A 23,603-nucleotide genomic window follows, 5' to 3' on the forward strand; every position below is an offset into this window, starting at 1 on the left:
AACGGAGGCCGCTGAGGTAGCGCGCAAAATACCTTTCCTGATATGCGGCGTTACAAATCGCCCCCGGCATCCGCCATGCGAGCAGCATCCACCTTCCCAAGCAGCCATTGCAGACCGGCCAGGTGTTGCTGGTCATGGCTGCACAGGTAGTGCACCAGGCTGCGCAACGTGAGGGCGCCATAACCTTCGAATTGCGCCGTGCGGCCCAGTTGTTCGGGCGTGATGCCCGACAGCATGGCCATCGTCCGGGTGCGCGCTGCGCGAAACGCCGCGATGGCCTCCTGCGCATCAGCGGCCGCGTAGTTGCGTTCCTTTTCCAGCACGTAGCCGTCCAGTGACTCCAGCACGGGGCTGGTTTCAGACAAGGTGCGCTGAAACCGCACGTGATACCCGTCAATCTCGATGTCCCTGACGTGGCAGACCTGCGCAATGGCCGTGAAGTTTTCGCTCGGAATGCCTTCCCACGACGGCGGTGTCCAAGCCTTGTGGCTTTCAGGAATTGCGTCGTAGAACTGCTCCAGCTGGTGCGGGAAATCCGCCATGGCCTGAAGCGTTGCGGGGTCCAGGGGCAGGGCAGGGCCCATCAGCCGGCCTTGCGCAGCGAAGGCCACAACACCGCCTGCGCCACGATCACGTTCTCGCCATTGAAGGTCGCCGCCGGCGAGCCGTAAAGCTCGTAACCCAGCGCCAGCGCCTCGCTCACGCGGCGGCAAAAGCTTGCGTCATCCGGGCCGGTAAGGAGCCTGTAGGTGGGAAGACCGTCGGGGGGCGTGGTGGCGGGTGATGTCATGGCGGCAGGCGGCTGATGAACGGAGGGCGATATTACCGTGTCCGTGCAGATGCTGCAGTGTTGGTCGTGACCGCGGAGATAGTGCGCCACGCCACGCAGGATCCGGGCGCCCGCCAGCCACCGAAGGCGCTACCCCTATTTGACCTGCCGCAAGGTTTGCGCTGATTGCGTTGACGGCTGGGCCGCATTTGCGCCAGATCAAGCCGCCCAACGGGCCGTACGGCTCCAATCAATGACGGGAATGTTCCCGTCTCTTCTGTTACTTACCCATGAAAAAGCAAATCATTGTCGCCGCTGCCGTCTGCACCGTTTTGTCGGGTGCTGCTTTTGCCCAAACCGCTGAAGGCCCCTGGCTGGTCCGTGCCCGCGCCGTCCACCTTGACAGCGCCAACGGTGACAGCACCGGCCTCGGGCTGGCCATCAACAACAAGTGGATGCCCGAGTTCGACATCAGCTATTTCTTCAACCCCAACTTCGCGGTCGAGCTGGTGCTGACGGTTCCGCAAAAGCACACGCTGTCGGCCCGCGGCACAGCCATCGGCAGCTTCAAGCACCTGCCTCCCACGCTGATGGCGCAATACCACTTCGACTCGCTGGGTGCGGGCGCCTTCAAGCCCTATGTCGGCGCGGGCGTCAACTACACCCGCTTCAGTGCGGTCAGCCTGCCGGCTGGCGTGGACATCAAACGCAACAGCTGGGGCCCGGCGCTGCAGGTCGGCGTGGACATTCCCCTCGGCAAGCAGCTGTCCCTGAACTTCGACCTGAAGAAGGTCTACATCCGCACCGACGTGTCCGCGGGCGGCGCCAACATCGGCACGTTCAAGGCCGACCCGATGTTGTTGGGTGTGGGGCTCGGCTGGCGGTTTTGAGCAGAAAAGGGTGAGACGCCCAAACTTGCGCGTCTCTTCTCGGGGGGCGCTTGCGGCGGCGCGGGTTCAGGCCTTCGCCATCCCCGGCAATGCCATCACACGCCCCGGCGCCGCCATCCCGGTAAACGCAAAGTCGACTTCCGGCACGCGCCCGCTCACGATGTCCGCAATTGCCGCGCCCGAGCCGCAGGCATGCGTCCAGCCCAGCGTGCCGTGGCCCGTGTTGAGGAAGACATTGGAGGCCTTGCTTTTGCCGATGTAAGGCACGTTGCTCGGCGTGGCCGGCCGCAGGCCCGTCCAGAACTGCGCGCCCTCGCCGTCCGTCATGTCGGGAAAGAGTTGTTTTACACGGCGCACGATGGCGTTGCAGCGCACCAGATTCAGGTCGGTGTTGTAGCCATTGAGCTCGGCCGTGCCGGCAATGCGCAAGCGGTTGCCAAAACGCGAGAACACCAGCTTGTACTCGTCATCCGTCAGGCTGACCTGGTACGACGCCGCCTCGTTGATCACGGGCAGCGTGACCGAATAACCCTTGGCCGGGTAGATGCGCAGGCTTTGCCCCAGCACCTTGGCCCACTGCGCGCTGAAGGCGCCCAGGCACATCACATACGCATCGGCTTTCAGCATCTCGACCTTGCCGCCGGCCTCGCCGCTGCCCATCGCCACCTGCACGCCGTTCAGTTGCCCCTCTGCGGCATCCAGGCCCAGCACCGTGGTGTTGTACAAAAATTTCACACCGGCCTGTTCGCAGCGCGCGGCCAGCGCGGCGGTAAACGCGCGGGCGTCACCCGATTCATCGCTGGGCGTCATGCTGCCGCCCACGATGCTGCCGCGGCATTGCGCCAGCGCGGGCTCAATCGCCACACACTCGTCGGCCGTCTTCATGTCGAGTTCGCAGCCGTGCTCGCGCATGATGCGCGCGGGCTCCTGCGCGGCGTCGTACTCGGCCTGGCTGGTATAGAAGTGCAGGATGCCCTTGGTCTGCGCGTTGTACAGCAGGCCCAGTTCGGCGCGCAGTTTTTGCAGCGCGCCTCGGCTGTACATGCCCAGGTTCACGATCTGCTTGATGTTTTGTGCCGTGCGCGCTGGCGTGCAGTTGCGCAAAAACTCCAGCCCCCACAGCCACTGGTTCACATCGGCGCGCAGCCTGAAGAGCAGCGGTGCGTCTTCACGCGCCAGCCATTGCAACACCTTGAGCGGTGCACCCGGGTTGGCCCAGGGCTCCGCATGGCTCACGGATATTTGCCCGCCGTTGGCAAAACTGGTTTCCATCGCGGCCGCGTTGCGGCGCTCTACCACCGTCACCTCGTGGCCGCGTTGCGCCAAATACCAGGCCGTGGTGATACCCGTGACACCAGCCCCCAAAACCATGACTTTCATGGCGAATCCTTTTCATTCAAGCAGAACATTGCAGTAGCGCAAGCGCCGTGCCAGGGGTTGCTGTTGAATCGGAAGAATCGTGGCAACCGCCAAGCCAATACCTATCAGCATGCTTGCGGCCGCTTCCACTGTCCTTGTTACCTGAGAGATTCAGCCGCAGCTTCCATGTCGATGAAAGGCCTCGGCTTTGCTCCTTCGGTGCGCTGCACCTTGCGTGCGGCGTCTCTCCAGACGGCTGTGTGTTCCGGGCAGTACGGGACCTGAGCGATTATGGAAGTTTGCGCCTTCGGTGGCTGCCTTGTGGGGCAGCGCTCTCCTGCTTGAACGGGTTTGAATTTACCACCGAAGCCTGTTTTGCCAAGCGTGAATAGGGCGTTCAGTACAGGTCTAGCGGGTTGATTCAGCGGCTTAATAGTAGGAAGCAGGGAGGCTCAGCCTTCGCTCGCTGCGTTCACAAACGCGGCCTTGGCATCGGTATAGGCCTCGCGGTCACCCGGGTGCCTGGCCGCCAGTTCCGCCTTGAGCGCGGCATAGCGCGCCGACAGCGCCGGGTCCGAACGCAGGGCGTCGCGAAAACGCAGGCGCTGCGCCCACACCTCGCCGCCGTGCACCACCAAGTGCAGATGATGCGTGCGCCGCCCTTCTGCCCAGCGCATCAGCCATTTGCGGTCAGACAGCGAGGCATTGAATTCAGCGGAGGTCGTGTAGCCGTTGGCGCACAGCGGCGCCAGAAGCGCTTCAGCCGCCACCATTGATTCCACACCGGCCAGCATGTCAATCACCGGCTTGGCCGCCAGACCGGGCACGGCCGTGCTGCCGATGTGCTGGATGTCGATCAGGCGGGCCGGCAGCTGAGGGGAGAGCGCAAGCAGGCGGTCCCGCTCAGCCATAAACTGCAGGGGCCAGGCCGGGTTGTAGGCCTGCAAGACCACTTCCTCGTGGATAGCGGCAAGCAGCGATTCCTCGTCAGTCATGCGGGTGACGGCTGGCAGGTTGTTGTACAGGGGCGAAAAACACTGCGCGGCACGCCAGAATCCTTTGTGGGGCCATTTTTAAGGCGTTTTTGAACATGAAAAAGGCCTTCAGCCCAATAAGAACGGGCGCGAGTAGCTACTAAAACAATAGCAACCAGAAATCCCCACGCCTGCGAATTTGGCGGCCCGCATTTCATTTACCTGAGAGCCAGCACAGCTTTGCGCGCCTGTGCCAGCCGTTCTTCCAGGTAGGCGCCATAAAAGTCGGTAGACGCCAGGCCAACCAGCCGTTCCGCCAGGTCTTGCCCGGCTGGGCCCAAAAACAGCACCGTAGGGGTGAAACCGGCCTTCCATGCCGCAACCTGGGCGGCGGCTGTCGTCACCTGGCCGTCAAAGCCGGTCAACGGTGTCGTGTGGTCGCTGATGTTGAGCTGCCAGGCGTGCAGGCTACCGTCACGCTGCGCCGGCAACAGGTAGTTGCGCCGCACCAGTTCGCAAAAAGGGCAGCCGGGCAGGCTGACCAACAGCACGAGTGGTTCATTTTTAGCGAAGGCGATTCCAGCGGCCGCCGGCAAAGAGGCCGGCACAGGCAAGGCCGTGTCTTTGGCCAGCGCAAGCTGGGGCAAGGCCAACCCGGCTGCCAGCACGGCAGTGAACTGGCGGCGGCCCATCGGGCTCATTCAGCGCTTTCCAGCAAAATCTTCGTCAGCGCAGCCGGTTCGCTGATCATGGGGTCATGGCCGGTCTTGATCTCCACCACGCGCGAATTTGGCAGCCACGCACCATCCCAGAATTTCGGGTCTTTCACACGCAGCCGGCTGGGTTCGATGGTGGCCAGGGCGGGCTGCGTGCAGCTGACAAAAGTCCGCGGCACTGCGGCTACGCGCTGCATGTCAAACTGCAGCGGTGCCTGGTAGGTGTTGCCGGGGTGCGGTGTCTGCCGGCGCTTCACCCATTCACGGTCGGCATCGTGCAGGCCGAACACCTCTGGGTCAGGCGCCGGAAAGCTGAAGCTGGGTGAAGCCTGCGCCGCCGCCATGCGCTGCTGCTGCGTGGCGCTGGCCTGCGTGCTGCTCCAGCTCTCGCCGGGTTTGGGCACCACCGCATCCACATACACCAGATGCTTGATGCGGTCGGGCATACGGTCGGCGACGGCCGTGCCGATCATGCCGGCATAGGAATGCACCGCCAGAATCACCTCATGCAACTCTTCCGCCTCGATCAGGTTGATCACGTCGTTGATGTGCGTGTCCAGGTTGATCGTGGGTGAGAGCAAATGGGCGCGCTCGCCCAGGCCGGTCAGTGTCGGCGTGAACACCTTGTGGTGGTCCAGCTGCAGTGCCTGCGCCACCCGCCGCCAGCACCAGCCGCCGTGCCAGGCGCCGTGCACCAAAACGAAATTGTGTTTCATCGCTTTACCTCCGTGTGTTTCTTCAGGCAAATTCTTCGCCAAACAGCAGCGACCAGGCATTGCGGTACGCGACCTGATGCCGGACATTCTCCGGCAGCTGCTGCAGGAAATAGCGGTGCTTCTGGTCATAGGACACCATGCGGTCCATCCGGTCTCCGCCCAGATCTAGCGCCGACAGAAAGCGTTTCGGATGGGCGACTATCAAGTCGCGCCATTCACGGGCCAGCCCGCCGTCGCTGCCCCAGACGCGCGCATGCCGCTGGTTGCTCAGGGGATAGATTGAAGCGGAGTCGCCGAAAGCCGTGTCGAAATGCAGGTTGGCGAAGCGCCGTATCAGGCCGTCCACATACGCCGCGTTGTAACGCGTGGCCCGCTCGATGTAGCGGATTTGCGCCAGATGGCACCAGACCACTTTGGCCTTGGGGTACTGCGCCAGCATGGCCTCCAGCGGCGTCAGCAAGTCGTCCTCGATTTCATAGTGGATCTGGAAAGCGACGCCGGTTCTTTCGCTCAGCGCGAAGACGCGGTGGCCTACGGGGCCGTCAATGGGGATCTGGACATCGCGGTCGTCCCCCATGCCGTGTTTGACCTGCCGTGGCGACGGGTAGTGGCGAAACTCATACTCGCCCAGGCACATGATTTGCCGTTTCTCGATGGCCGCCTCCTGGCCGTCCATGAATTCGGTGGGCGCTTCCGTCAGCGCCGGCGGCTGGCCGCCGTTGCCCACCGGGATAAAGCGGTCCGGATAGGCTGCAACCAGTTTTTCCGACAGGGCGTTGAAGCGCACGCCCTTTTTAAACTCGCCCTGGCCTATATCCGCCGACAGAGCCATCAGGCCAATGTTGAGCCTGTCCATGTTCTTCGCCACGAAATCGATGTCCAGCTTGCCGGGGTTGCAGGAACTCTCGATGTCCACATAAGGCAGCTCGCCTGCCGCAAGGATTTTCTTCAGGCGCTGCGCATACCCGGCTTTCAGCACCCCGAAGTCGGCCATGGCCTGGGCATGACCCAGCCCGGGCAAGGCGGCGCCAAGGGGCAGGCCCAGCATGGCGGTGATCATGCGGCGTCGAATCATCATGCGAAGCGTTCTCCTGTGTGGGTGAATGCCGGGCAGGCTTGCCCGCCGGTCAAATCGTCTTGCCGTCCTTCAACTCGGACAGCTTCGTTTCGGAATAGTTCAGCAGCTCGCGCAGCACTTCATCCGTGTGCTGACCCAGCAGCGGCGGCGGTAAATCGGTCCGCACCGGTGTTGCGCTCATGCGGATGGGGCTGGAAACCAGCTTCAAATCCGCCTTCACCGGGTGCTTCCACTCCGTCACCATCTTGCGCGCCTCAATCTGCGGGTCAGCAAACACCTCTGCCAGGCTGTTGATGGCGCCGCACGGCACTTTTGCCGCCTCCAGCGCACCCAGCCAGTCGGCTTTGCTGCGTGTCTTCATCACGGCTTCCAGAATAGGCACCAGCTGGCCCCGGTTCAGCACGCGGTCGCGATTCTTCGCAAACAGCGGGTTGGTCGCCAGCTCAGGGATGTTGGCCACCGCACAGAACTTCGCATACTGCGAGTCATTGCCCACCGCCAGGATCAAGTGATCTTTGCTGCCATCCGCGGCCGGTGCGACTTCAAACACCTGATACGGCACGATGTTCTGGTGCGCATTGCCCGCCCGGCCCGGCGCCTTGCCGCTGACCAGATAGTTGGCGCCCAGATTGGCCAGCATGGCGACTTGGGTATCCAGCAGCGCCATATCCACCTGCTGGCCCTCGCCGGTTTTCTCGGCATGGCGCAGCGCGGCGAGGATTGCCACCGTCGCATACATGCCCGTCATCAAGTCCGCCACCGCCACGCCGACTTTTTGCGGCCCGCCCCCCAGATCGTCGCGCTCGCCGGTCACACTCATCAACCCGCCCATGCCCTGAATCGCGTAGTCATACCCCGCACGGTCCGCATAAGGCCCGTTCTGCCCAAAGCCCGTGACAGAGCAGTAAACAAGGCGTGGGTTGATGGCCTTCAGCGTCGCATAGTCCAGCCCATAGCGCGCCATGTCGCCCACCTTGAAGTTCTCCACAAACACATCGCAATGCGCAGCCAGCTCACGCACCAGCGCCTGGCCCGCAGGCTGTGCAATGTCGCAGGTCACAGAACGCTTGTTCCGATTCGTGCCCAGGTAATAGGCCGCTTCGGTATCGGTCCCCTGCGCATCCTTCAAAAACGGCGGGCCCCAGGTCCGCGTGTCGTCGCCCGTGCCGGGCCGTTCAATCTTGATGACATCCGCGCCCAGGTCGGCGAGTGTTTGGGTACACCAGGGGCCCGCGAGTACGCGGGAGAGGTCGAGGATGCGGATGCCGGATAGGGAGTTCATGTGCGCCATTTTGCCTCTATGGAGGCTGGCGGCTCGTTACCCTTGCGCTCTCTCAGAGGGAAGAGGGAGAAAACCGGTTGGTCGGAGCGAGCTCGGACCTCTGGTCGTTGCTCCTTCTTCCCTTGGGAGGCGGTTGGAATGAGAGCCGTCGGGCAGTGGAGTATTGCAACCTGACTGAGTTTTTGTACGGCAAAGAATTGCGTGTCAGTTCCTTCGATTGGGGGATGGGCAGAATGTGCTGCAAGCCTAGAATCCGCTCACTGCTAACTAGACGAAAGTTTGCGCGAATGACCAAACCACACGTCACGAAGACGCTAGCGCCGATTCACTTCGAAGATCTTGAGCCGCATCGGTTTGAAGACTTGGTGCGGCAGCTTGCTTATGACTTTCGCCAATGGAAGTCGATTGAATCTACCGGGCGTGGGGGATCGGATGATGGTTTTGATATCCGGGCTTACGAAAATGTCGAGCTATTGAATCGTGATCTTGAGGATGAAGAGGGGGAAGACGCCCCACATCCGATGGAGGGGAATTTGTGGATGATTCAATGCAAGCGCGAGCGCGAGGTTGGACCACGTAAAGTAGCAAAAATCATTGATGACTGCGTGCGCAAAGAGGAGCCGCCGTATGGCTATATCCTTGCCGCGCCTGTGCACTTTTCGAAGGCGGCACACGACAAATTTCGTGAGGAGCTTAGAGGCCGAGGTGTCATGGAGTTCTTCATCTGGGGCGCAGGGGAACTCGAAGACATGCTCTTTCAGTCCAAGAATGACCGGCTTCTATTCGCCTTTTTCGGCATCTCGTTGACTACCCGGCGACGTTCAAGAACTACTGATATCCGCGCCTCGGTCGGCATCAAAAACAAGCTGATGCGCGCACTCGGCGAGGAGCCCAAACACCAGACTGTTTTACTGAGGGATCTGGCCGACTTGGAATACCCATTCGAGGATCGCTATCCAGACTTCCAGAGCCGACCACGCTGGCGAGACTACACGGTAGAGCATTTTCATCCACTGGGGCTAGTCGTTTCGTTGCGCAAGGAGTACGCATACTATGACCGACTGCAGAGAACGTGGGACTTCACGAAGGTCGTCAACATCGCACGACACGTAACCGCTCGCTTGCAAGGGGAAAAAAATGACGACGCTGCCAGACTTGCAGTGAAGGGATTTTGGGAGTTATTGCCTAAGCGCAATAGAGCGATGTTTATTACTCATGGCCTAGTTAAATTTGATTCTATTGCGCTGGTTGACGATAAGGGAGACAGTGCGTACAAGTACCCACACGTCTACGTTGACTTCCATGCCGAACGCGGCCCGATCTCGGGAGTGTTTGAGTATTTGGAGCTTAACGAGCATCACCACGAAGACGTCGATGGACTTTCTCGGATTTCCGTGTTTCCGAGTGAGTTCTCAGCGCAAACGTTTGGAAAGATCTACGAAGACCGATTTTTAGTGGTGGACGAGCAGACTCGAGCCGGCCTGAGAGTCAGCTCGGGAGAAATCACCCTCTACGATGTCGGACAGAAGTACACCTACCTAAGACCCACTGATGTGATTGGGGTCGAAGGCACTAAGGACCATGAGGGACAACGGGTACTCGTCAAGATCACAAACATGCGAGTGATTAAGGGCTCAGATCTCTTGTCTCTATTTGAGGAGAGCCCGCCTTTGAGGTACAGCGTTGAACAGCAAGTCGGTCGAGAGGTGAAGCCGAAGGAAACGATTCACGTCGTCGAGGCCATGGTGATATACGGTTGGCAGATCGAACAGGATCGAGCGGTCCTTTAATGTTTTTGGAGTGTTCCCTATGTTCTCGTTCTTCCAATAGCGCGAGCGAGACAAGCGCACTACCGTCAGCCCCGTCCGTCAGTCTGCCCCGCCTAACCAGCACAGACCATCGTTGAGGAAGCAGTGCGATGAAACTAAGTCGAACCCCGAAAATCAAACTGTAGTTTTACGACATACATACTTTAAAAACCACCAAGGACGCTATGCAAACCGCTGATCAGATCAACCTTGTTATTGCGATAGCCTCTGGCGTGTCTACGCTGATGTCGTTTGCTGTAGTTGTGGCCACGTTCAAGATACTTCAAGCAAATCGACAAACAGTGGATGTTATGAAAGAGCAAATTCTCGCAATTACGCGGCCGTACGTTCAAGTTTCCCCTCTGGTTCGGGTTGGTAGTCCGTTTATGACACTCAAAATTTGGAATTCTGGTTCAAGCGCTGCAAACAAGCTAAAGCTCACGCTGGACCGCGACTTTTTCTTCAATGCTCAGCAGGGTAAGGATCGAAATATCCGGAACTACAAGGCATTCTGTCAACAGATTGAATCTCTGCCTCCAAAAGCAGAAATCACATTTGATCTAGGAGCTGGACATACGATCTTTGGAAATCCCGAGCTCTGCCCATTGCAATTTACGATCGCCGCAGAGTACGAATTCGAAAGCCACCGTGTTGTTGAGAATACATCTGTAGATATGCGGCCATATTTACATTCGTCGCCCCCGATCCATCCTGTGGCAGAGCAAATAGAAAAACTAAATAAACAGATCGCTTCTCTAATAAGAAAGCTCAAATGACAGTGAAGAATTTTAGTGAGCGGATTGGCTGCGACAGCCTTCAACCATCCTCCTGGCTCGTTCCAGCCGAGTATTAGTGATGCAAAACCCATCTCTTCCGTCGCCTGCGCGGCAATTCGAAACTTTGGTAAAGCAAGTGCTTGAAGCCAACGGATTTACCTTGACGAAATTCGATGATCCCCGAGGGATTGGGGGATTTGACTTTACTGGTGAACTCGCAAACGAGAACTGGGCAATCGAAGTTAAGTTCTATCGTACTGCCCGGGCGCAGGTGAGCTTGGTGGAGAGTGCGGCCGCTCGCTTGGTGCATCGCGCACAGATAGCTCAAACTTGGAAGGGCATGTTGGTTGTTTCTAGCATCATTCCTTCGAGCTTACGGCTAGCACTAGAGCAGAAATACAGCCTGACCGTTGTGGATCGTGCCGATCTGTTGATATGGGCCACGGCTAATCCATCCTTTGTTGATGAAATTACTGCGCTTTTGGAGATGACGCCGTCGGAGCCTCTACCTGCGGAAGGAAAAGCTCCAAATTTAAGGGACTCGAGCCGTATAAGTAATGACGTTCCTCCGGTGGACACACGCGGCACTGAGCTGTGTGACAAGTTAAGACGGTTACTTAAAGGGAAGAAGACTTGGTCAGCTTACGAGCGGTTGTGCGACCAGATCTTGCGATATCTCTTTCCAAACGATCTATTGGGTTGGCACAAGCAACAAAGAACGGACGATGGACTCAATCGATTTGATTACGTGTGCCGGGTACGCCCCAGTACAGATTTTTGGAGATTTCTAATCGATCATTTGGACAGTCGATACATCCTGTTTGAATTCAAAAACTACTCGAAGCAAATAAAACAGGGCCAGGTATTAACGACGGAAAAGTACTTGCTCGAAAGAGGGTTACGTCGGGTGGCCGTCATTTTTACCCGTGTTGGTGCCGAAGCTAACGCTATTTTGATGACACAAGGCGCAATGCGAGAGCACGGAAAGTTGATGCTGATAGTGAACGACGACAAAGTTTGTGAAATGCTACATATGAAGGAGCGCGGAGAGGATCCTACGGATTGCCTTTTTGAGTTGGCAGATGAATTTCTGCTTTCCCTGCCGCGTTGAGAGGTTGCGGCTTCCGTCATAAGCTACTTTGGGTAACGCACCCGACGAAGTGCTGTAGGCCGCCTTCAGGTGTCAGAGGAATAGGTTCTTAAAGGAGGGACAGCAACGGCCCCAAGTTTGATGTTGCCGTTGCGGTGCAGCTGCGCGCCCTTTTGAGCGCTAGTCAAAAAGGGCCGAATTTTAGAAACCGCTCAATAAGTTTTGTACGGCAAGAACTTCCCCGACAACACCACATTCACCCGATCGCCTTTTGGATCGGGTTGGCGCACGATGTCCATGCTGAAGTCGATGGCACTCATGATGCCGTCGCCGAATTCTTCGTGGATGAGTTCCTTGATGGTGGTGCCGTAGACGCTGACGATTTCGTACCAGCGGTAGATCAGGGGGTCGGTGGGTACGGGGGTGGGGAGTGAGCCTTTGTAGGGTACGACTTGCAGCCACTTTTGCTCTTCTGTCGTCAAACCAAAAATCTTGCCTATCACTTTGGCTTGTTTGGCGTCAAAGGTCATCTGGCCCAGGCAACCGGCCGTCGTCCACTCTTTGCTGAGGCCGACTTTTTTGGCGACGGATTCCCAGGTGATGCCTTTGCTGACTTTGACGGTGATGATTTTTTCGGTGATGTCGTTGCGGTTCATGGTTTCTTTGCTCCTGTGTTTGAAGTGGTTTGGGTGAAAGTGGAAACGGGGGCGGTCAATGCGCTTTGGCGCGCGTGACCAAAAAGTCGACGATGTGGTTGCGCAGGTCGTAGTAGCCGGGCAGATGGTGCAGGCCGGCGCGGGTGCGTTCCCTGGGCAGCGGGTTGACGACTTCTTCGGCGATGCGGCCTGGTGCGTAGATGCCTTCGTTGTCGGTGCCGTTGCTCATCAAGAGGATGCGGTCGGCCAGCAATATCGCTTCGTCCACGTCGTGGGTGATCATGAAAACGGTTTGCTGCGTCTCGCGCACGATGGCCATGAGTTCGTCCTGGATGGTGCCGCGTGTGAGTGCATCGAGTGCGCCGAAGGGTTCGTCGAGCAGAAGCATCTTGGGCTGGATGGCGAAGGCGCGGGCGATGCCTACGCGTTGCTTCATGCCGCCTGAGAGTTGTGACGGCTTTTTGTCGATGGCGGGCAAGAGGCCGACCATGGCGACAAACTTTTCCACGTGTGCGTTGACTTGCGCGGCCGTCCAGTCGGGCCAGCGCGAGACCACCGCAAACGCGATGTTCTTGCGCACGGTGAGCCAGGGCATGAGTGCATGGCTCTGGAACACCACGCCGCGCTCCAGGCTGGGGCCGCCGATCTCGCGGTTTTCCATAAAGATGTGGCCGGCGGTGGCGGTGTCGAGTCCGGCCAGCACATTGAGGATGGTGGTCTTGCCGCAGCCTGAGTGGCCGATGATGCAGACAAACTCGCCCTTGCTGATGGTGAAAGACACATCGGCAAACACCGGCCGGCCCGACGTAAAGCTTTTGCTAAGCCCTTCGATCTTGAGAAATCCCTGCTGCATGCTGTGTTCTTTCGGTGGTGTGGCGACGGTGGCGCGCGTGGTGGGCTCACTCCACATAAGTGACGACCTTCTGTAGTTGAGCAAAGGCCAGGTCCAGCAGCATGCCGACGATGCCGATGACCAGGATGGCGAAGATCACGTTGGTGAGTGAGAGGTTGTTCCACTCGTTCCAGACGAAGTAGCCAATGCCGGTGCCGCCCACCAGCATCTCGGCTGCCACAATCACCAGCCAGGCAATGCCCATGGAGATGCGCATGCCGGTCAGGATGGTGGGCGCCGCCGCCGGCAGGATCACCTGGAAGGCCTTGCGCAGGGGGCCGACTTCGAGCGTGCTGGCCACGTTGAGCCATTCACGTTTGACTGAAGCCACGCCGAAAGCCGTGTTGATCAGCATGGGCCAGACCGAGCAGATAAAGATCACAAAGATGCCCGAGATCGATGAGTCCTTGATGGTGTAGAGCGCCAGCGGCATCCACGCCAGCGGCGAGATGGGTTTAAGCACCTGGATGAAAGGGTCAAATGCCCGGCGCAGAAGTGGCGACATGCCGATCACAAACCCCAGCGGCACGGCGACTGTGCACGCCAGCAAGAAGCCCAGGCCTACGCGTGCCAGAGAAAAGCCGAGCTGGATGGCAATGCCCTTGTCGTTGGGGCCGTTGTCATAAAACGGGTCGGCCAGGTGCCGCCAAGCGGTTTGGCCCATTTGCAGCGGTGTGGGAAAGCCGCCGGCCTTGGCCGTGCCCGGGTCTTTGCCCAGCATCTTCAGGTACTCGGCCTGCTCCGCTGAAACAGCCGGCCCGGCTGCGCCGCCGGTGACAGGCAGCGTGGCCAGCTGCCACGCCGCCAGAAACACCAGCAGCAGCAAGACCGAGACCAGCGTCGCCTTGAAGTTCAGTGACTTGAGCATGCGTCGGATTCCCTCGAAGGGCTCGGGATGAACGATAGGGAGGCCCGGCGAAGGGGCCACGTAGTTTTCAAGCCGGGGCCGCGGGACTGGCTTTGCCAGACCGCAGGCGCAGCGGCCCCTTTTCCTGTGCAAGGGGCAGGGAGCTGCCGCAGGCTCGCAGTGAGTGACCGTGGGGGCCTCATGTTCAGCCCATCTTGTTGATGGCGAAGCTCTTCAGGTATTCGTCTGGCTTGGCCGCGTCAAACACCTTGCCCATCACCGTGAACTTGGGGTACGCGCCCTCCGGTGCCTTCTGGCCCAGGTCGGCCATGTGTTTTTTCGCGTCGGTCAACAGGAAGACCTTTTCGGCGATCTGCTTGTAGTTGATGTCGCCCTTTACATAGCCCCAGCGCTTCATCTGCGTCAGCATCCACACCGCCATCGACTGCCACGGGATAGGGTCAAAGTCGGCGCGGTCTGGCACGGTCTTGATATTGCCCAGACCGTCGGCAAAACGGCCGGTCAGCACCTGCGCCAGCACGGTTTCGGGCTGGTTCAGGTAGGCCTGCGGTGCAATCACCTTGGCGATCAGCTCGCGGTTTTTCGGGTCGCGCGCCATGGCGGCCGCGGTGAGCACCGAGCGGTACAGCGCGGCAAAGGTGTTCGGGTTCTTCTGGATGAACTCTGTGGATGTGCCAAACGCGCAGCAGGGGTGGCCGTTCCACAAGTCCTTGGTCAGCAGGTGCAGAAAGCCGATTTCCTCATACACCGCGCGCTGGTTGAAAGGGTCGGGGCCGAGGTAGCCGTCGATGTTGCCGGCGCGCAGGTTGGCCACCATCTCGGGCGGCGGCACCACGCGGATCTGGATATCGGTGTCGGGGTTCAGCCCGGCTTCAGCCACGTAGTAGCGCAGCAAAAAGTTGTGCATGCTGAACTCAAAGGGCACGGCGAACTTGAAGCCCTTCCACATCTTCGGGTCGCGTTTGTCCTGGTGCTTGTTGGCCAGCGTGATCGCCTGGCCGTTGGTGTTCTGGATGGTGGCCACATTCATGGGCACCGGGTTGGATCCCACGCCCATCGAGATGGCCAGCGGCATGGGGCTGAGGAAGTGTGTCGCGTCGTATTCCTTGTTGATCATCTTGTCGCGTATCAGCGCCCAGCCGGCGGTCTTGACGACTTCAACATTCAGGCCTTCCTTGCTGTAGAAGCCCAGCGGGTGCGCCATGATCAGCGGCGTGGCGCAGGTGATGGGGATGAAGCCGATCTTCAGGTTGGTTTTTTCCAGCTTGCCTTTGTCCTGCGCCATGGCCTGCATGGTGCCGACGGGCAGCACGCTGGCGATAGCGGCCATGGCCGTGCCTTTGCCGACGGCACGCAGGAAGCGGCGGCGCACTTCGTCCTGCGGGAACAGGGCCTTGACCAGCGTGGCTTCAATGAATTCGTTGGAGTAGGCTTCGAACTCGCTGGTCAGGCTGCGCCGGCGCAATTCGGCGGCGGCGCCGTCGGCATTCATCTCCGGGTGGTGGTCGGCCTGGGCGTGGTTGCCGCCGCAACTGCACTTGAGCATCAGGGGCCGGTCGGCGTCGTAAGGGGAGAAACGGTCAGACATGGCGCGCACCTTTCAGTTGAAGATGCGCCTGACTTGCAAGCGGCGGGCCAATTTTGGCCGATTGGGGCGAAAGCGCGGCAGGTGCCGCATTTCGCTGTGGATGCCATGACAGGGTGTAGGGCGTCCACTACAAAAACCGGCCCGCAAACAGCAACAACGGTGCCGCCATGCTGGTTATGGCAGCGCGCAGGCCGATACGTCAGCTGGTTTCTTTCACCTTCAGCAGCGTTGCGCCGGGCTCAGGGTGGCGCACAGGTTTTGTCACGCACCAAATTCGCGCAGGGCGCGGGGCTTACCCGGTGCGGTCAGGCCGGAGACGAGATGTCGGCCAGTGACTGGCCCACATCCTCTTCTTCCTGGCCCTTGACCGCGATATCGCCGATGGAAATGATGCCGGCCAGGCGTTTCGAGCCGTCCAGCACCGGGAGACGGCGAATCTGGCGGGACGCCATGTCTGCAAGGACCGTGTCGAGGTCGTCAGTTTCACGTGCGGTATGTATGTCGGTGCTCATCACGGCAGACAGCGGCGTGCCGCCGTTCAGGCCCTCCGCGACGGCGCGCAGCACGATGTCGCGGTCGGTCACCATGCCGAGCAGCTTGTCGCCCTCGCACACAGGGATCACGCCCACGTCGAGCTCGCGCATGGCTTTCGCCGCGTCGGCCACGGTATTGCCGGGGGCCATGGTTCGCACGTTGCGGGTCATCACGTCGGTGACGGTCGTCATAAAAATACTCCTTGGATGGGTGGGCTTGGGTCTGGGCTGGGCGGTATCGGAACGACATCGCCGTCTGCAGCCAGCATGCCCTGCGCGTGCGTGTTTTTGCCGGTCATGGGCACCCGAGCGGCCGTAGGACAAGGCCGTTTGACGTGTTGCGGTCAGCTATCGGCAGGCGCCCTGCCATGGCGCTCGGCATACAGCGCCAGTTCCACGTCGTTTTTGGCGCCGGTTTTTTCCAGGATGCGCAAGCGGTAGGTGCTCACGGTGTTGGACGCCAGGCCCAGTTGCGTGCCGATCTCGCCGACGGACTTGCCGGCCGTGAGCAGGCGGAACACCTGGTGTTCACGGTGCGACAGGGCTTCAGCGCCGCTGCGCCCGCCGTTGCCACCGACTGCGGTGGCCAGCGCTTCGGCCGTGGCGGCTGAAACGTACATGCCACCCGCTGCCACCTTGCGCACCGCGGCAATCATGTCGTCGGGATTCGCGCTTTTGTTGAGGTAACCGGCCGCACCCAGCTTGATGCAGCGCACGGCGTACTGCTTCTCAGGGTAGGTGCTGAGCATCAGCACCGGCAGGCGAGGCCATTTTTTTTTGAGCGCCTGCAACACATCCAGGCCGTCGCGCTCGGGCAAGGCAATGTCCAGCAGCACGGCGCTCAGGCCTTTGTCGCCGCCCAAAGCGTCGACCCGCTGCAGGATGTCGGGGCCGGTTTCCGCTTCGGCCACCACTTCGATCTCGGGTGCGTCGGCCAGCACCTGCTTCAGGCCCTCGCGCACGATGCGGTGGTCGTCGCCGATCAGGATTTTGAGGGTACTCATAACTGGATCCGAAGGTGAAAGACAGAGCCGTGGCCGACCTGGCTGGTGATCTCCAGGCTGCCGCCCAGATGCCGCGCGCGCTCCCGCATGCCCATCACGCCATAAGCATTGGCCGCTTCAAAGGCGGCGGCTTCGGCGCCGCGGCCGTTGTCCTGCACGGCGATGCTGATGTCTTTGGCGGTGGCCCGTATGGTGATGGCCACGCGGCTGGCGGCTGCATGCCGGCCCACGTTGCTGAGCATTTCCTGGAAGATGCGAAAGACGGCAATCGCCGAGGGCTCGGGCAGCGGCGCGGCGTCGGCTACGTCCATCTGCCAGTCCAGCGCCAGTTCGGCCGACTGCACGAACTCATGCGCCTGCCAGTCCAGCGCCGCCCACAGGCCCTGGTGGTCCAGGATGCTGGGCCGCAGGTCGGTGATGATGCGGCCCACGTTGTCGACCGCGTTTTCAATCAGCCGGCCCATGTTCTGGCATTTGCTGCGCATGGTGTCGCGCATGGCCTGCGCGTCGCCGGGTTCGCGTTGTTGCTGTTCGCCCAGGCGTTTGTCGAGCCAGCCCACATCCATCTTCAGCGCCACCAGCAGGCTGCCCAGCTCGTCATGTACCTCGCGCGCGATGCGCGTGCGTTCTTCCTCGCGCACAGTGTGGGTGTAGGCGGTGAGCTCGCGCAGGTGTTGCAGCGCTTCAGACAAGGCCTGGGTGCGTTCGCTCACGCGCTGCTCCAGCACCGCATGCGCCTGGCGCAGCGCGTCTTCGGCCTGGCGGCGCGCCGAGATGTCGACAAAGGTGACCACCGCGCCCTGCACCACGCCGCCTTCGACGATGGGATGCGATGAGTATTCGACCGCAAACGCGCTGCCGTCCTTGCGCCAGAAGAGTTCGGTGTCGATGCGGCAGGGCAGCGCCTTGCGAAAGGCGTTGAAGATGGGACACAGGTGCTCGGGGTAGTGCGCGCCGCCGGCATGGGAATGATGCGCCAGCTCGTGCATGTTGTGGCCCAGCACGTCGGCGGGGGCATAGCCCAGCTGTTCGGCGCCGGCACGGTTGATGAAAGTGCAGCAGCCGTCCATGTCGATGCCGAAAATGCCTTCACCGGTGGACTCGAGCAGCTGCGACAGCTTGTCGCGCCAGACGGGCTGGTTGGCGCCGGGAAGGTGGGCGGGTGCGGGCATGGCGTAGTTCGGTTAACCGCCGTAGTCCGTAAATTCGGTAAACATCTTGTCAGGGCAACGCCCTCCTGAGGCGTTGCGCTCGTAGTAGTTCCAGCGGTAAGCCATTTCGGTGTTGTCCTGGCAAGCCACCCCCTTGTAGAGCTTGCCGTAAGTGGCTCTGGCGCCCGAAGATGATCGAAAGCTGTCAAGGCTTTCAACGACCAGCACACCATCTTTGGGATAAACCTTCAGCACGCCGAAAGACGCATTGCTCGGTATGTCGTAGTCCACATAGAGTTCGGTCCGCTCAGGATTCGGGCGCGCCTTCTCTACCAATATAAAAACCGCCTGTTGCTGCTCCACCAGCTCTTGCTGCGTCAGGTGGATAAACGATTGGGACTGCATTTTTTTGCCGAACTTCAGCGCCGGGCCCAGCACCAGCAAAGGTTTTCGCTCGTCCGTAGAGGCAGGGTTGAACCGGTGTTGAAGCGGTTTTTTAAACCGGTTAACGACAGCCGAGAAAATTTCGTCGTCGCTAAAGTTTTGATTCTGCAGCTCCAAAGCCCAGACAGGGCTTGCAGCACATAGCAGCAGCGCAGCCAGTAATCGTGTTTTGAAATCCATCATCATTGAACGGTTGTGATTGTTGGACCGCATCATGGCATGGCAAAGCCTGAGTTCTTTCCATACTGCACATGCGGGCATGAGCAAACATCGTGCCCAGCTTGGTGCGTGGCCGGGACTGTATCAACCCAAAATCGGTACTGAAGTGGGCTGGACGGAGCGGCTTGCCCCAGGTTCGCCCCAAAACGGGCTGCTTTTTTTGATTCCCTGTAAAGTCCAAGGCATGCTTACGATTTCTGGAGGCGCCGCGCACCTCTCGCCGCGGCCGGTCGCCGCCTTTGCCCTGTCAGTGATGATCTTGCTCGTGGCCTGCAGCCCCACGCTGAACTGGCGCGAAGTGCGGCCCGAGGGCACGCGCCTGGCGCTGCTTTTGCCCTGCAAGCCTGACAAAGCCGAAAAGGTGGTTCCTCTGGGTGGCCCGGCAACTACCTTGCGCATGCTGGGTTGTGATGCCGGCGGCGCCACTTTTGCTGTGGCGGTGGCCGACCTCGGTGACGCGTCAAAAGCGGCGCCCGTGCTCGCACAGTGGCAAAGCCTGACGCTGGCCAACATGAAAGCCGGGCCTGCGCAGGTGTCGCCGCTCAAGTTACCCGGCGCTGCCGCCTTGCTGCCGGCCTCGCTGGTCAAGGCCGAGGGGCGGGGCCCCGACGGCAAACCGGTGAGCGGGCAGGCCGCCTACTTTGTGCAAGGCCCGCAGGTGTTCCAGGTGGTGATGTATGCCCCGCGCATCGCGCCCGAGGTGGCCGAGACATTTTTCTCCAGCCTCAAGTTTGAATAAAGTGGCTTGCCTTTCATGACCAGCGCAGAAGCTTCCTTGTCGACCTCCCCGAATACCGCTGCGCCGGCTGCCGGTTCCCATCCGGGCCGGCTGGATGCGAAAACCGGCGCCATTGTTTTCCTGGCGTTTGCCGCCGCGTATTTCTGCTCGGCGCTGGTACGGGCCATCACCGCCACGCTGGCGCCTGTGCTCACGCAGGAGTTTTCGCTGCATGCGCGCGACCTCGGCCTGCTGGCAGGCGGTTATTTCCTGGGCTTTGCCGCCACGCAGCTGCCGCTGGGCACCTGGCTGGACCGCCATGGCCCCAAGCGCGTGATCCTGTGCTTTCTGGCGCTGTCGGTGCTGGGCTGCCTGGCTTTTTCGTTAAGCACCAGCTTTGCCTGGCTGCTGGCGTCGCGCGTGCTGGTCGGCATGGGCGTCAGCGCCTGCCTGATGGCGCCGCTCACGGGTTACCGCCGCTGGTATGAGCCGGCCACGGTGCTGCGTGCCAATTCGTGGATGCTGATGACCGGCTCGCTCGGCATGCTGGCGTCTACCCTGCCGGTGCAGTGGCTGATGCCGTTGACGGGATGGCGGCCCCTCTTCTGGATACTGGCCGCGATGATCTTGCTGTCGATGGCCGCGCTCGCCTGGGTTGTACCTACGTGGCAACAGACCAAGAAGCACGAAAGCACAGAGACCACCGTGCCCTCAAGCACCGATGCCGAAGCCGGCTACGCGCCGATCTGGCGCAGCCGCTACTTCCGCAAGTTGACGCCGCTGGCTTTCTTCAATTACGGCGGGCTGGTGGCCGTGCAGACTTTGTGGGCCGGCCCCTGGATGATCAGGGTTGCAGGCTATACGCCGCTGGAGGCCGCCACCGGCCTCTTCTATATCAATGCCTCCATGCTGGTGACCTTCTGGAGCTGGGGCATGGTGAACCCCTGGCTGTCGCGGCATGGCTGGGGCGCTACCCGCCTGATCACCTGGGGCGTGCCCTTCAGCCTCACCGTGCTGGCGGTCAATATCGCAGCCGGCACCTCCACCGGATGGCTGGGCTGGGCGCTGTTTTGCATGGGTTGCAGCGTCATGGGGCTGGCGCAGCCCGCGGTGGGCATGGCGTTCAAGGCCTCGCTCGCCGGCCGGGCGCTGTCGGCCTACAACCTGATGATTTTCGCTGGCGTGTTCACCGTGCAGTGGGGAATCGGCTTGCTGATTGACGTGTTTGCCGCCATGGGCCTGGCACGGGTGGCGAGCTTTCAGGCGGCGATGTCCGTGTTTTTGTGTTGTTGTATCGCCTCATATGGGTATTTCCTCAGTGTGAAAGCTGATAATTCACCGCAATGAACGGCATTTTCATCATCGCTCACGCTCCTTTGGCCTCTGCCCTGCGCCAATGCGTGTTGCATGTGTTTCCGGACAACGCAGCGGGTATTTCCGCGCTGGACGTGCAGCCCAACATGCCGCCCGAAGAAACCCTGGCCCAGGCGCGCATCATGCTGACGCAGCTCGGTACCTCGCATGCCCTGGTGCTGGTTGACGTGTTCGGCGCCACGCCCTGCAATGTGGCGCAAAAGCTGGTGGACGGCGTTCATTCCAAACTCATCACCGGCATCAACCTGCCCATGCTGCTGCGCACCGTGTCTTACCGCCACGAGTCGCTCGATGCGCTGGTAGCGCGCGCGCTGATCGGCGCCACGCAGGGCGTGATGCAGGTGGCCATCACCGCACCGCAAAATCAGGTACGCCGAAATCATGATAAAGACCAGCACGAACATCAGCAATAAGCTGGGCCTGCATGCCCGCGCCTCCGCCAAGCTCACCAAACTCGCCGGCAGCTATGGCTGCGAGGTCTGGATGAGCAAGGGCGAGCGCCGCGTCAATGCCAAAAGCATCATGGGCGTGATGATGCTGGCTGCCGGGTTGGGCAGCATTGTCGAGGTTGAGACCAACGGCAATGATGAGCAGGCTGCAATGGACGCGATCCTCGCTTTGATCGCCGACAAGTTTGGCGAAGGGGAATGAATGATGCCCCCACGGTCGCTCGATTCGCGTAGCTCCCTGCCCCCCGAGGGGGCCGCCCCGCCTGCGGCCCGGCAAAGCCGAAGGTGCAGCCCCCACGGTCGCTCACTTCGTGTGCTCTCTGCCCCCCGAGGGGGCCGCCCGCCTGTGGTCCGGCAAAGCCGGTTCCACGTCTCGGACTGGCTCGACGATACCGTCGTGCTGGGAGTCGTTGCATGACATTTTCCGTCCACGGCCTGGCCGTCTCGCGCGGCATCGCGATCGGCCGTGCCGTGCTAGTGGCTTCCAGCCGCGCCGACGTGGCGCACTATTTTGTGGACGACGCCAAGACGGCGGACGAGATTACGCGCGTCAGGGTGTCGCGCAATGCGGTGATGGAAGAAATCACGCGCCTGCAGCAGGACCTGCCCAAGGACGCGCCGCACGAGCTGGCTGCGCTGCTCGACGTGCACCTGATGCTGCTGCAGGACGAGCAGCTGATCAGCGGCGTGAAGCACTGGATCGTCGACCGCCATTACAACGCCGAGTGGGCGTTGACCACGCAGTACGAAATCATTGCGCGCCAGTTCGACGACATGGAGGACGAGTACCTGCGCGAACGCAAGGCCGACCTCGAGCAGGTGGTTGAGCGCATCCTGCGCCACATGAAGGGCGTGGCGTCGCCGGTGCAGCCCGGGGCCCAGGCGGGCGCCAGCCGCAAGCAGTCGCAGCAAGACCTGTTGCTGGACGACACCACCGACGTGCCGCTGGTGCTGATTGCGCACGATATTTCCCCGGCTGACATGCTGCAGTTCAAGCAGAGCCTCTTTGCCGGCTTTGCCACCGATGTGGGCGGCAAGACCTCGCACACCGCCATCGTGGCGCGCAGCATGGACATCCCGGCGGTGGTCGGGGCGCGCAGCGCCAGCCAGTTGATCAAGCAGGACGACTGGGTCATCATCGACGGTGAGGCCGGGGTGTTGATCGTCGACCCGTCGCCCATCATCCTGGCCGAATACGGCTTCAAGCAGCGGCAGGGCGAGCTGGAACGCCAGCGCCTGAACCGGCTCAAGCACACCGCGGCGCTGACCATCGACGGGCAGAAAGTCGATCTGCTGGCCAACATTGAAATGCCCGAAGACACGGCCGGCGCGGTGGCTGCCGGCGCCGTCGGCGTCGGGCTGTTTCGCAGTGAATTCCTTTTCATGGGCCGCAGCGGCAAGCTGCCCGACGAGGAAGAGCAATACCAGGCCTACCGCAAGGCGATTGAAGGCATGCACGGCCTGCCCGTCACTATCCGCACCGTGGACATCGGCTCCGACAAGCAGCTGGACCGCCACAAGGCGCAGGACACCCACCTCAACCCGGCGCTGGGCCTGCGCGCGATTCGCTGGAGCCTGGCTGACCCGCCGATGTTTTTGACGCAGCTGCGCGCCATTTTGCGTGCGGCCGCCCATGGCAAGGTCAACCTGCTGGTGCCCATGCTGGCGCACGGCAGTGAAATCCGCCAGACCATGGCGCTGATCGACCGCGCCCGTGCATTGCTCGACAACAAGGGCGTGCCGTACGGGCCGGTGCGGCTGGGCGCGATGATCGAAATCCCGGCCGCGGCGCTGACGCTCAAGCTGTTCCTGAAGTACTTCGACTTCCTGTCCATCGGTACCAACGACCTGATCCAGTACACGCTGGCCATCGACCGCGCCGACGAGGCGGTGTCCCACCTGTACAACCCCTGCCACCCGGCCGTGTTGCGGCTGATCGCCGACACCATCAACGAGTGCAACGCGCAGGGCAAGGGTGTCAGCGTTTGCGGCGAGATGGCCGGCGACGTCACCATGACGCGGCTGTTGCTGGGCATGGGCCTGCGCAGCTTTTCCATGCACCCGTCGCAGATCCTGGCGGTCAAGCAGCAAATCCTGCGCGCCGATGCCGCCAAGTTGCAGCCGTGGGCTGAACAGGTTCTGGCCTGCGAAGAGCCGGCGACGATGCTGCAAGGTTGATGGCTGTCAGGGTGTCATTGCTATTAAAAGCATAGCTGCTCGCGCACATACTGATTGGGCTGGATCTCGAA

The 23,603-nt window shown here is 60.9% G+C and carries 25 protein-coding genes and 1 riboswitch; of the genes, 9 read left to right on the forward strand and 16 right to left on the reverse strand.

Annotation, left to right across the window (positions count from 1 at the left end; all coding sequences use genetic code 11):
* Positions 1-50 precede the first annotated feature (50 nt).
* Entirely contained in the window at positions 51-584 is a 534-nt protein-coding gene (locus tag AC1DYR_RS21750) for a DinB family protein (RefSeq protein WP_477706906.1), read from the reverse strand.
* Positions 584-790 (reverse strand): DUF1737 domain-containing protein, encoded by a 207-nt coding sequence (locus AC1DYR_RS21755; protein WP_457281622.1) that lies wholly within the window; start codon positions 788-790, stop codon positions 584-586. Before AC1DYR_RS21755 ends, AC1DYR_RS21750 begins: the two co-directional genes overlap by 1 nt.
* 269 nt (positions 791-1,059) lie before the next feature.
* Here AC1DYR_RS21755 and AC1DYR_RS21760 point away from each other — a divergent pair, with 269 nt between their 5' ends.
* On the forward strand, positions 1,060-1,659 hold the full coding sequence (locus AC1DYR_RS21760; RefSeq protein ID WP_477706907.1) for an OmpW/AlkL family protein: 600 nt from the start codon (positions 1,060-1,062) through the stop codon (positions 1,657-1,659).
* A gap of 66 nt (positions 1,660-1,725) precedes the next feature.
* Here AC1DYR_RS21760 and AC1DYR_RS21765 read toward each other — a convergent pair whose 3' ends face one another.
* From AC1DYR_RS21765 to AC1DYR_RS21790, 6 genes are all read right to left on the reverse strand, one after another.
* Positions 1,726-3,039, reverse strand: coding sequence for a D-amino acid dehydrogenase (locus AC1DYR_RS21765; RefSeq protein WP_477706908.1), 1,314 nt, complete (start codon positions 3,037-3,039; stop codon positions 1,726-1,728).
* Positions 3,040-3,158: 119 nt separating this feature from the next.
* A riboswitch (glycine riboswitch) is annotated at positions 3,159-3,280 on the reverse strand.
* A gap of 190 nt (positions 3,281-3,470) precedes the next feature.
* A complete protein-coding gene (locus tag AC1DYR_RS21770; RefSeq protein WP_477706909.1) occupies positions 3,471-4,013 on the reverse strand; it encodes a GrpB family protein in 543 nt (180 codons plus the stop codon).
* A 197-nt stretch (positions 4,014-4,210) separates the two neighbouring features.
* Positions 4,211-4,693 carry a thioredoxin domain-containing protein gene (locus tag AC1DYR_RS21775; protein WP_477706910.1) on the reverse strand — a complete coding sequence of 161 codons (483 nt, stop codon included), beginning with the start codon at positions 4,691-4,693 and terminating at the stop codon, positions 4,211-4,213.
* On the reverse strand, positions 4,690-5,424 hold the full coding sequence (locus AC1DYR_RS21780; RefSeq protein WP_477706911.1) for an alpha/beta fold hydrolase: 735 nt from the start codon (positions 5,422-5,424) through the stop codon (positions 4,690-4,692). The genes AC1DYR_RS21775 and AC1DYR_RS21780 overlap by 4 nt, the downstream gene beginning before the upstream one ends.
* A gap of 22 nt (positions 5,425-5,446) precedes the next feature.
* Entirely contained in the window at positions 5,447-6,502 is a 1,056-nt protein-coding gene (locus tag AC1DYR_RS21785; RefSeq protein WP_477706912.1) for an amidohydrolase family protein, read from the reverse strand.
* Between the two features lie 49 nt (positions 6,503-6,551).
* Entirely contained in the window at positions 6,552-7,784 is a 1,233-nt protein-coding gene (locus tag AC1DYR_RS21790; protein WP_477706913.1) for a CaiB/BaiF CoA transferase family protein, read from the reverse strand.
* Between the two features lie 287 nt (positions 7,785-8,071).
* Here AC1DYR_RS21790 and AC1DYR_RS21795 point away from each other — a divergent pair, with 287 nt between their 5' ends.
* The 3 genes from AC1DYR_RS21795 (at position 8,072) to AC1DYR_RS21805 (ending at position 11,479) form a co-directional block, all read left to right on the forward strand.
* Complete coding sequence (locus AC1DYR_RS21795; protein WP_477706914.1) at positions 8,072-9,574, forward strand: hypothetical protein; 1,503 nt, start codon at positions 8,072-8,074, stop codon at positions 9,572-9,574.
* A gap of 203 nt (positions 9,575-9,777) precedes the next feature.
* Positions 9,778-10,368 (forward strand): hypothetical protein, encoded by a 591-nt coding sequence (locus AC1DYR_RS21800; protein ID WP_477706915.1) that lies wholly within the window; start codon positions 9,778-9,780, stop codon positions 10,366-10,368.
* Between the two features lie 79 nt (positions 10,369-10,447).
* Entirely contained in the window at positions 10,448-11,479 is a 1,032-nt protein-coding gene (locus tag AC1DYR_RS21805; RefSeq protein WP_477706916.1) for a restriction endonuclease, read from the forward strand.
* A 191-nt stretch (positions 11,480-11,670) separates the two neighbouring features.
* Here the strand turns inward: AC1DYR_RS21805 and cynS are convergent, their stop codons facing one another.
* The 8 genes from cynS to AC1DYR_RS21845 all read right to left on the reverse strand — a co-directional run bounded on the left by cynS (position 11,671) and on the right by AC1DYR_RS21845 (position 18,780).
* The gene (cynS, locus tag AC1DYR_RS21810; protein WP_411881260.1) at positions 11,671-12,114 is read right to left on the reverse strand and encodes a cyanase; all 444 of its coding nucleotides are present in this window, start codon (positions 12,112-12,114) and stop codon (positions 11,671-11,673) included.
* A 55-nt stretch (positions 12,115-12,169) separates the two neighbouring features.
* On the reverse strand, positions 12,170-13,024 hold the full coding sequence (locus AC1DYR_RS21815) for an ABC transporter ATP-binding protein (RefSeq protein ID WP_477706917.1): 855 nt from the start codon (positions 13,022-13,024) through the stop codon (positions 12,170-12,172).
* Entirely contained in the window at positions 13,014-13,874 is an 861-nt protein-coding gene (gene ntrB / locus AC1DYR_RS21820; RefSeq protein WP_477706918.1) for a nitrate ABC transporter permease, read from the reverse strand. The genes AC1DYR_RS21815 and ntrB overlap by 11 nt, the downstream gene beginning before the upstream one ends.
* Positions 13,875-14,058: 184 nt before the next feature.
* On the reverse strand, positions 14,059-15,462 hold the full coding sequence (locus AC1DYR_RS21825) for a CmpA/NrtA family ABC transporter substrate-binding protein (RefSeq protein ID WP_477706919.1): 1,404 nt from the start codon (positions 15,460-15,462) through the stop codon (positions 14,059-14,061).
* Positions 15,463-15,767: 305 nt separating this feature from the next.
* Positions 15,768-16,187 (reverse strand): CBS domain-containing protein, encoded by a 420-nt coding sequence (locus AC1DYR_RS21830; RefSeq protein WP_477706920.1) that lies wholly within the window; start codon positions 16,185-16,187, stop codon positions 15,768-15,770.
* Positions 16,188-16,339: 152 nt separating this feature from the next.
* A complete protein-coding gene (locus AC1DYR_RS21835) occupies positions 16,340-16,999 on the reverse strand; it encodes a response regulator transcription factor (RefSeq protein ID WP_477706921.1) in 660 nt (219 codons plus the stop codon).
* On the reverse strand, positions 16,996-18,171 hold the full coding sequence (locus AC1DYR_RS21840) for a sensor histidine kinase (protein WP_477706922.1): 1,176 nt from the start codon (positions 18,169-18,171) through the stop codon (positions 16,996-16,998). Before AC1DYR_RS21840 ends, AC1DYR_RS21835 begins: the two co-directional genes overlap by 4 nt.
* A gap of 12 nt (positions 18,172-18,183) precedes the next feature.
* Complete coding sequence (locus AC1DYR_RS21845) at positions 18,184-18,780, reverse strand: hypothetical protein (protein ID WP_477706923.1); 597 nt, start codon at positions 18,778-18,780, stop codon at positions 18,184-18,186.
* Between the two features lie 217 nt (positions 18,781-18,997).
* Between AC1DYR_RS21845 and AC1DYR_RS21850 the strand changes: the two genes are divergently transcribed.
* From AC1DYR_RS21850 to ptsP, 5 genes are all read left to right on the forward strand, one after another.
* Positions 18,998-19,552, forward strand: a complete 555-nt coding sequence (locus tag AC1DYR_RS21850; RefSeq protein ID WP_477706924.1) for a hypothetical protein — start codon at positions 18,998-19,000, stop codon at positions 19,550-19,552.
* Between the two features lie 15 nt (positions 19,553-19,567).
* Positions 19,568-20,878: an MFS transporter gene (locus tag AC1DYR_RS21855; protein WP_477706925.1), complete on the forward strand. Its 1,311-nt coding sequence runs from the start codon at positions 19,568-19,570 to the stop codon at positions 20,876-20,878.
* Positions 20,875-21,318 carry a PTS sugar transporter subunit IIA gene (locus AC1DYR_RS21860; RefSeq protein WP_457281604.1) on the forward strand — a complete coding sequence of 148 codons (444 nt, stop codon included), beginning with the start codon at positions 20,875-20,877 and terminating at the stop codon, positions 21,316-21,318. Before AC1DYR_RS21855 ends, AC1DYR_RS21860 begins: the two co-directional genes overlap by 4 nt.
* Complete coding sequence (locus AC1DYR_RS21865; protein ID WP_477706926.1) at positions 21,287-21,556, forward strand: HPr family phosphocarrier protein; 270 nt, start codon at positions 21,287-21,289, stop codon at positions 21,554-21,556. The genes AC1DYR_RS21860 and AC1DYR_RS21865 overlap by 32 nt, the downstream gene beginning before the upstream one ends.
* 212 nt (positions 21,557-21,768) lie before the next feature.
* On the forward strand, positions 21,769-23,532 hold the full coding sequence (ptsP, locus tag AC1DYR_RS21870; RefSeq protein WP_477706927.1) for a phosphoenolpyruvate--protein phosphotransferase: 1,764 nt from the start codon (positions 21,769-21,771) through the stop codon (positions 23,530-23,532).
* Positions 23,533-23,603: the final 71 nt, after the last annotated feature.

The organism is Polaromonas sp. P1_F9 (assembly GCF_056405615.1).

Excerpts from the sequence above, each read along its gene's own strand:
- AC1DYR_RS21865 (WP_477706926.1), top strand. The coding sequence starts at position 21,287 with ATGATAAAGACCAGCACGAACATCAGCAATAAGCTGGGCCTGCATGCC.
- AC1DYR_RS21835 (WP_477706921.1), bottom strand. The coding sequence starts at position 16,999 with ATGAGTACCCTCAAAATCCTGATCGGCGACGACCACCGCATCGTGCGC.
- AC1DYR_RS21795 (WP_477706914.1), top strand. The coding sequence starts at position 8,072 with ATGACCAAACCACACGTCACGAAGACGCTAGCGCCGATTCACTTCGAA.
- AC1DYR_RS21860 (WP_457281604.1), top strand. The coding sequence starts at position 20,875 with ATGAACGGCATTTTCATCATCGCTCACGCTCCTTTGGCCTCTGCCCTG.
- AC1DYR_RS21760 (WP_477706907.1), top strand. The coding sequence starts at position 1,060 with ATGAAAAAGCAAATCATTGTCGCCGCTGCCGTCTGCACCGTTTTGTCG.
- AC1DYR_RS21755 (WP_457281622.1), bottom strand. The coding sequence starts at position 790 with ATGACATCACCCGCCACCACGCCCCCCGACGGTCTTCCCACCTACAGG.
- cynS (WP_411881260.1), bottom strand. The coding sequence starts at position 12,114 with ATGAACCGCAACGACATCACCGAAAAAATCATCACCGTCAAAGTCAGC.
- AC1DYR_RS21790 (WP_477706913.1), bottom strand. The coding sequence starts at position 7,784 with ATGAACTCCCTATCCGGCATCCGCATCCTCGACCTCTCCCGCGTACTC.
- AC1DYR_RS21765 (WP_477706908.1), bottom strand. The coding sequence starts at position 3,039 with ATGAAAGTCATGGTTTTGGGGGCTGGTGTCACGGGTATCACCACGGCC.
- AC1DYR_RS21850 (WP_477706924.1), top strand. The coding sequence starts at position 18,998 with ATGCTTACGATTTCTGGAGGCGCCGCGCACCTCTCGCCGCGGCCGGTC.
- AC1DYR_RS21780 (WP_477706911.1), bottom strand. The coding sequence starts at position 5,424 with ATGAAACACAATTTCGTTTTGGTGCACGGCGCCTGGCACGGCGGCTGG.
- AC1DYR_RS21805 (WP_477706916.1), top strand. The coding sequence starts at position 10,448 with ATGCAAAACCCATCTCTTCCGTCGCCTGCGCGGCAATTCGAAACTTTG.
- ptsP (WP_477706927.1), top strand. The coding sequence starts at position 21,769 with ATGACATTTTCCGTCCACGGCCTGGCCGTCTCGCGCGGCATCGCGATC.
- AC1DYR_RS21855 (WP_477706925.1), top strand. The coding sequence starts at position 19,568 with ATGACCAGCGCAGAAGCTTCCTTGTCGACCTCCCCGAATACCGCTGCG.
- ntrB (WP_477706918.1), bottom strand. The coding sequence starts at position 13,874 with ATGCTCAAGTCACTGAACTTCAAGGCGACGCTGGTCTCGGTCTTGCTG.
- AC1DYR_RS21800 (WP_477706915.1), top strand. The coding sequence starts at position 9,778 with ATGCAAACCGCTGATCAGATCAACCTTGTTATTGCGATAGCCTCTGGC.
- AC1DYR_RS21775 (WP_477706910.1), bottom strand. The coding sequence starts at position 4,693 with ATGAGCCCGATGGGCCGCCGCCAGTTCACTGCCGTGCTGGCAGCCGGG.
- AC1DYR_RS21840 (WP_477706922.1), bottom strand. The coding sequence starts at position 18,171 with ATGCCCGCACCCGCCCACCTTCCCGGCGCCAACCAGCCCGTCTGGCGC.
- AC1DYR_RS21845 (WP_477706923.1), bottom strand. The coding sequence starts at position 18,780 with ATGATGATGGATTTCAAAACACGATTACTGGCTGCGCTGCTGCTATGT.
- AC1DYR_RS21815 (WP_477706917.1), bottom strand. The coding sequence starts at position 13,024 with ATGTGGAGTGAGCCCACCACGCGCGCCACCGTCGCCACACCACCGAAA.
- AC1DYR_RS21825 (WP_477706919.1), bottom strand. The coding sequence starts at position 15,462 with ATGTCTGACCGTTTCTCCCCTTACGACGCCGACCGGCCCCTGATGCTC.
- AC1DYR_RS21750 (WP_477706906.1), bottom strand. The coding sequence starts at position 584 with ATGGGCCCTGCCCTGCCCCTGGACCCCGCAACGCTTCAGGCCATGGCG.
- AC1DYR_RS21830 (WP_477706920.1), bottom strand. The coding sequence starts at position 16,187 with ATGACGACCGTCACCGACGTGATGACCCGCAACGTGCGAACCATGGCC.
- AC1DYR_RS21785 (WP_477706912.1), bottom strand. The coding sequence starts at position 6,502 with ATGATGATTCGACGCCGCATGATCACCGCCATGCTGGGCCTGCCCCTT.
- AC1DYR_RS21770 (WP_477706909.1), bottom strand. The coding sequence starts at position 4,013 with ATGACTGACGAGGAATCGCTGCTTGCCGCTATCCACGAGGAAGTGGTC.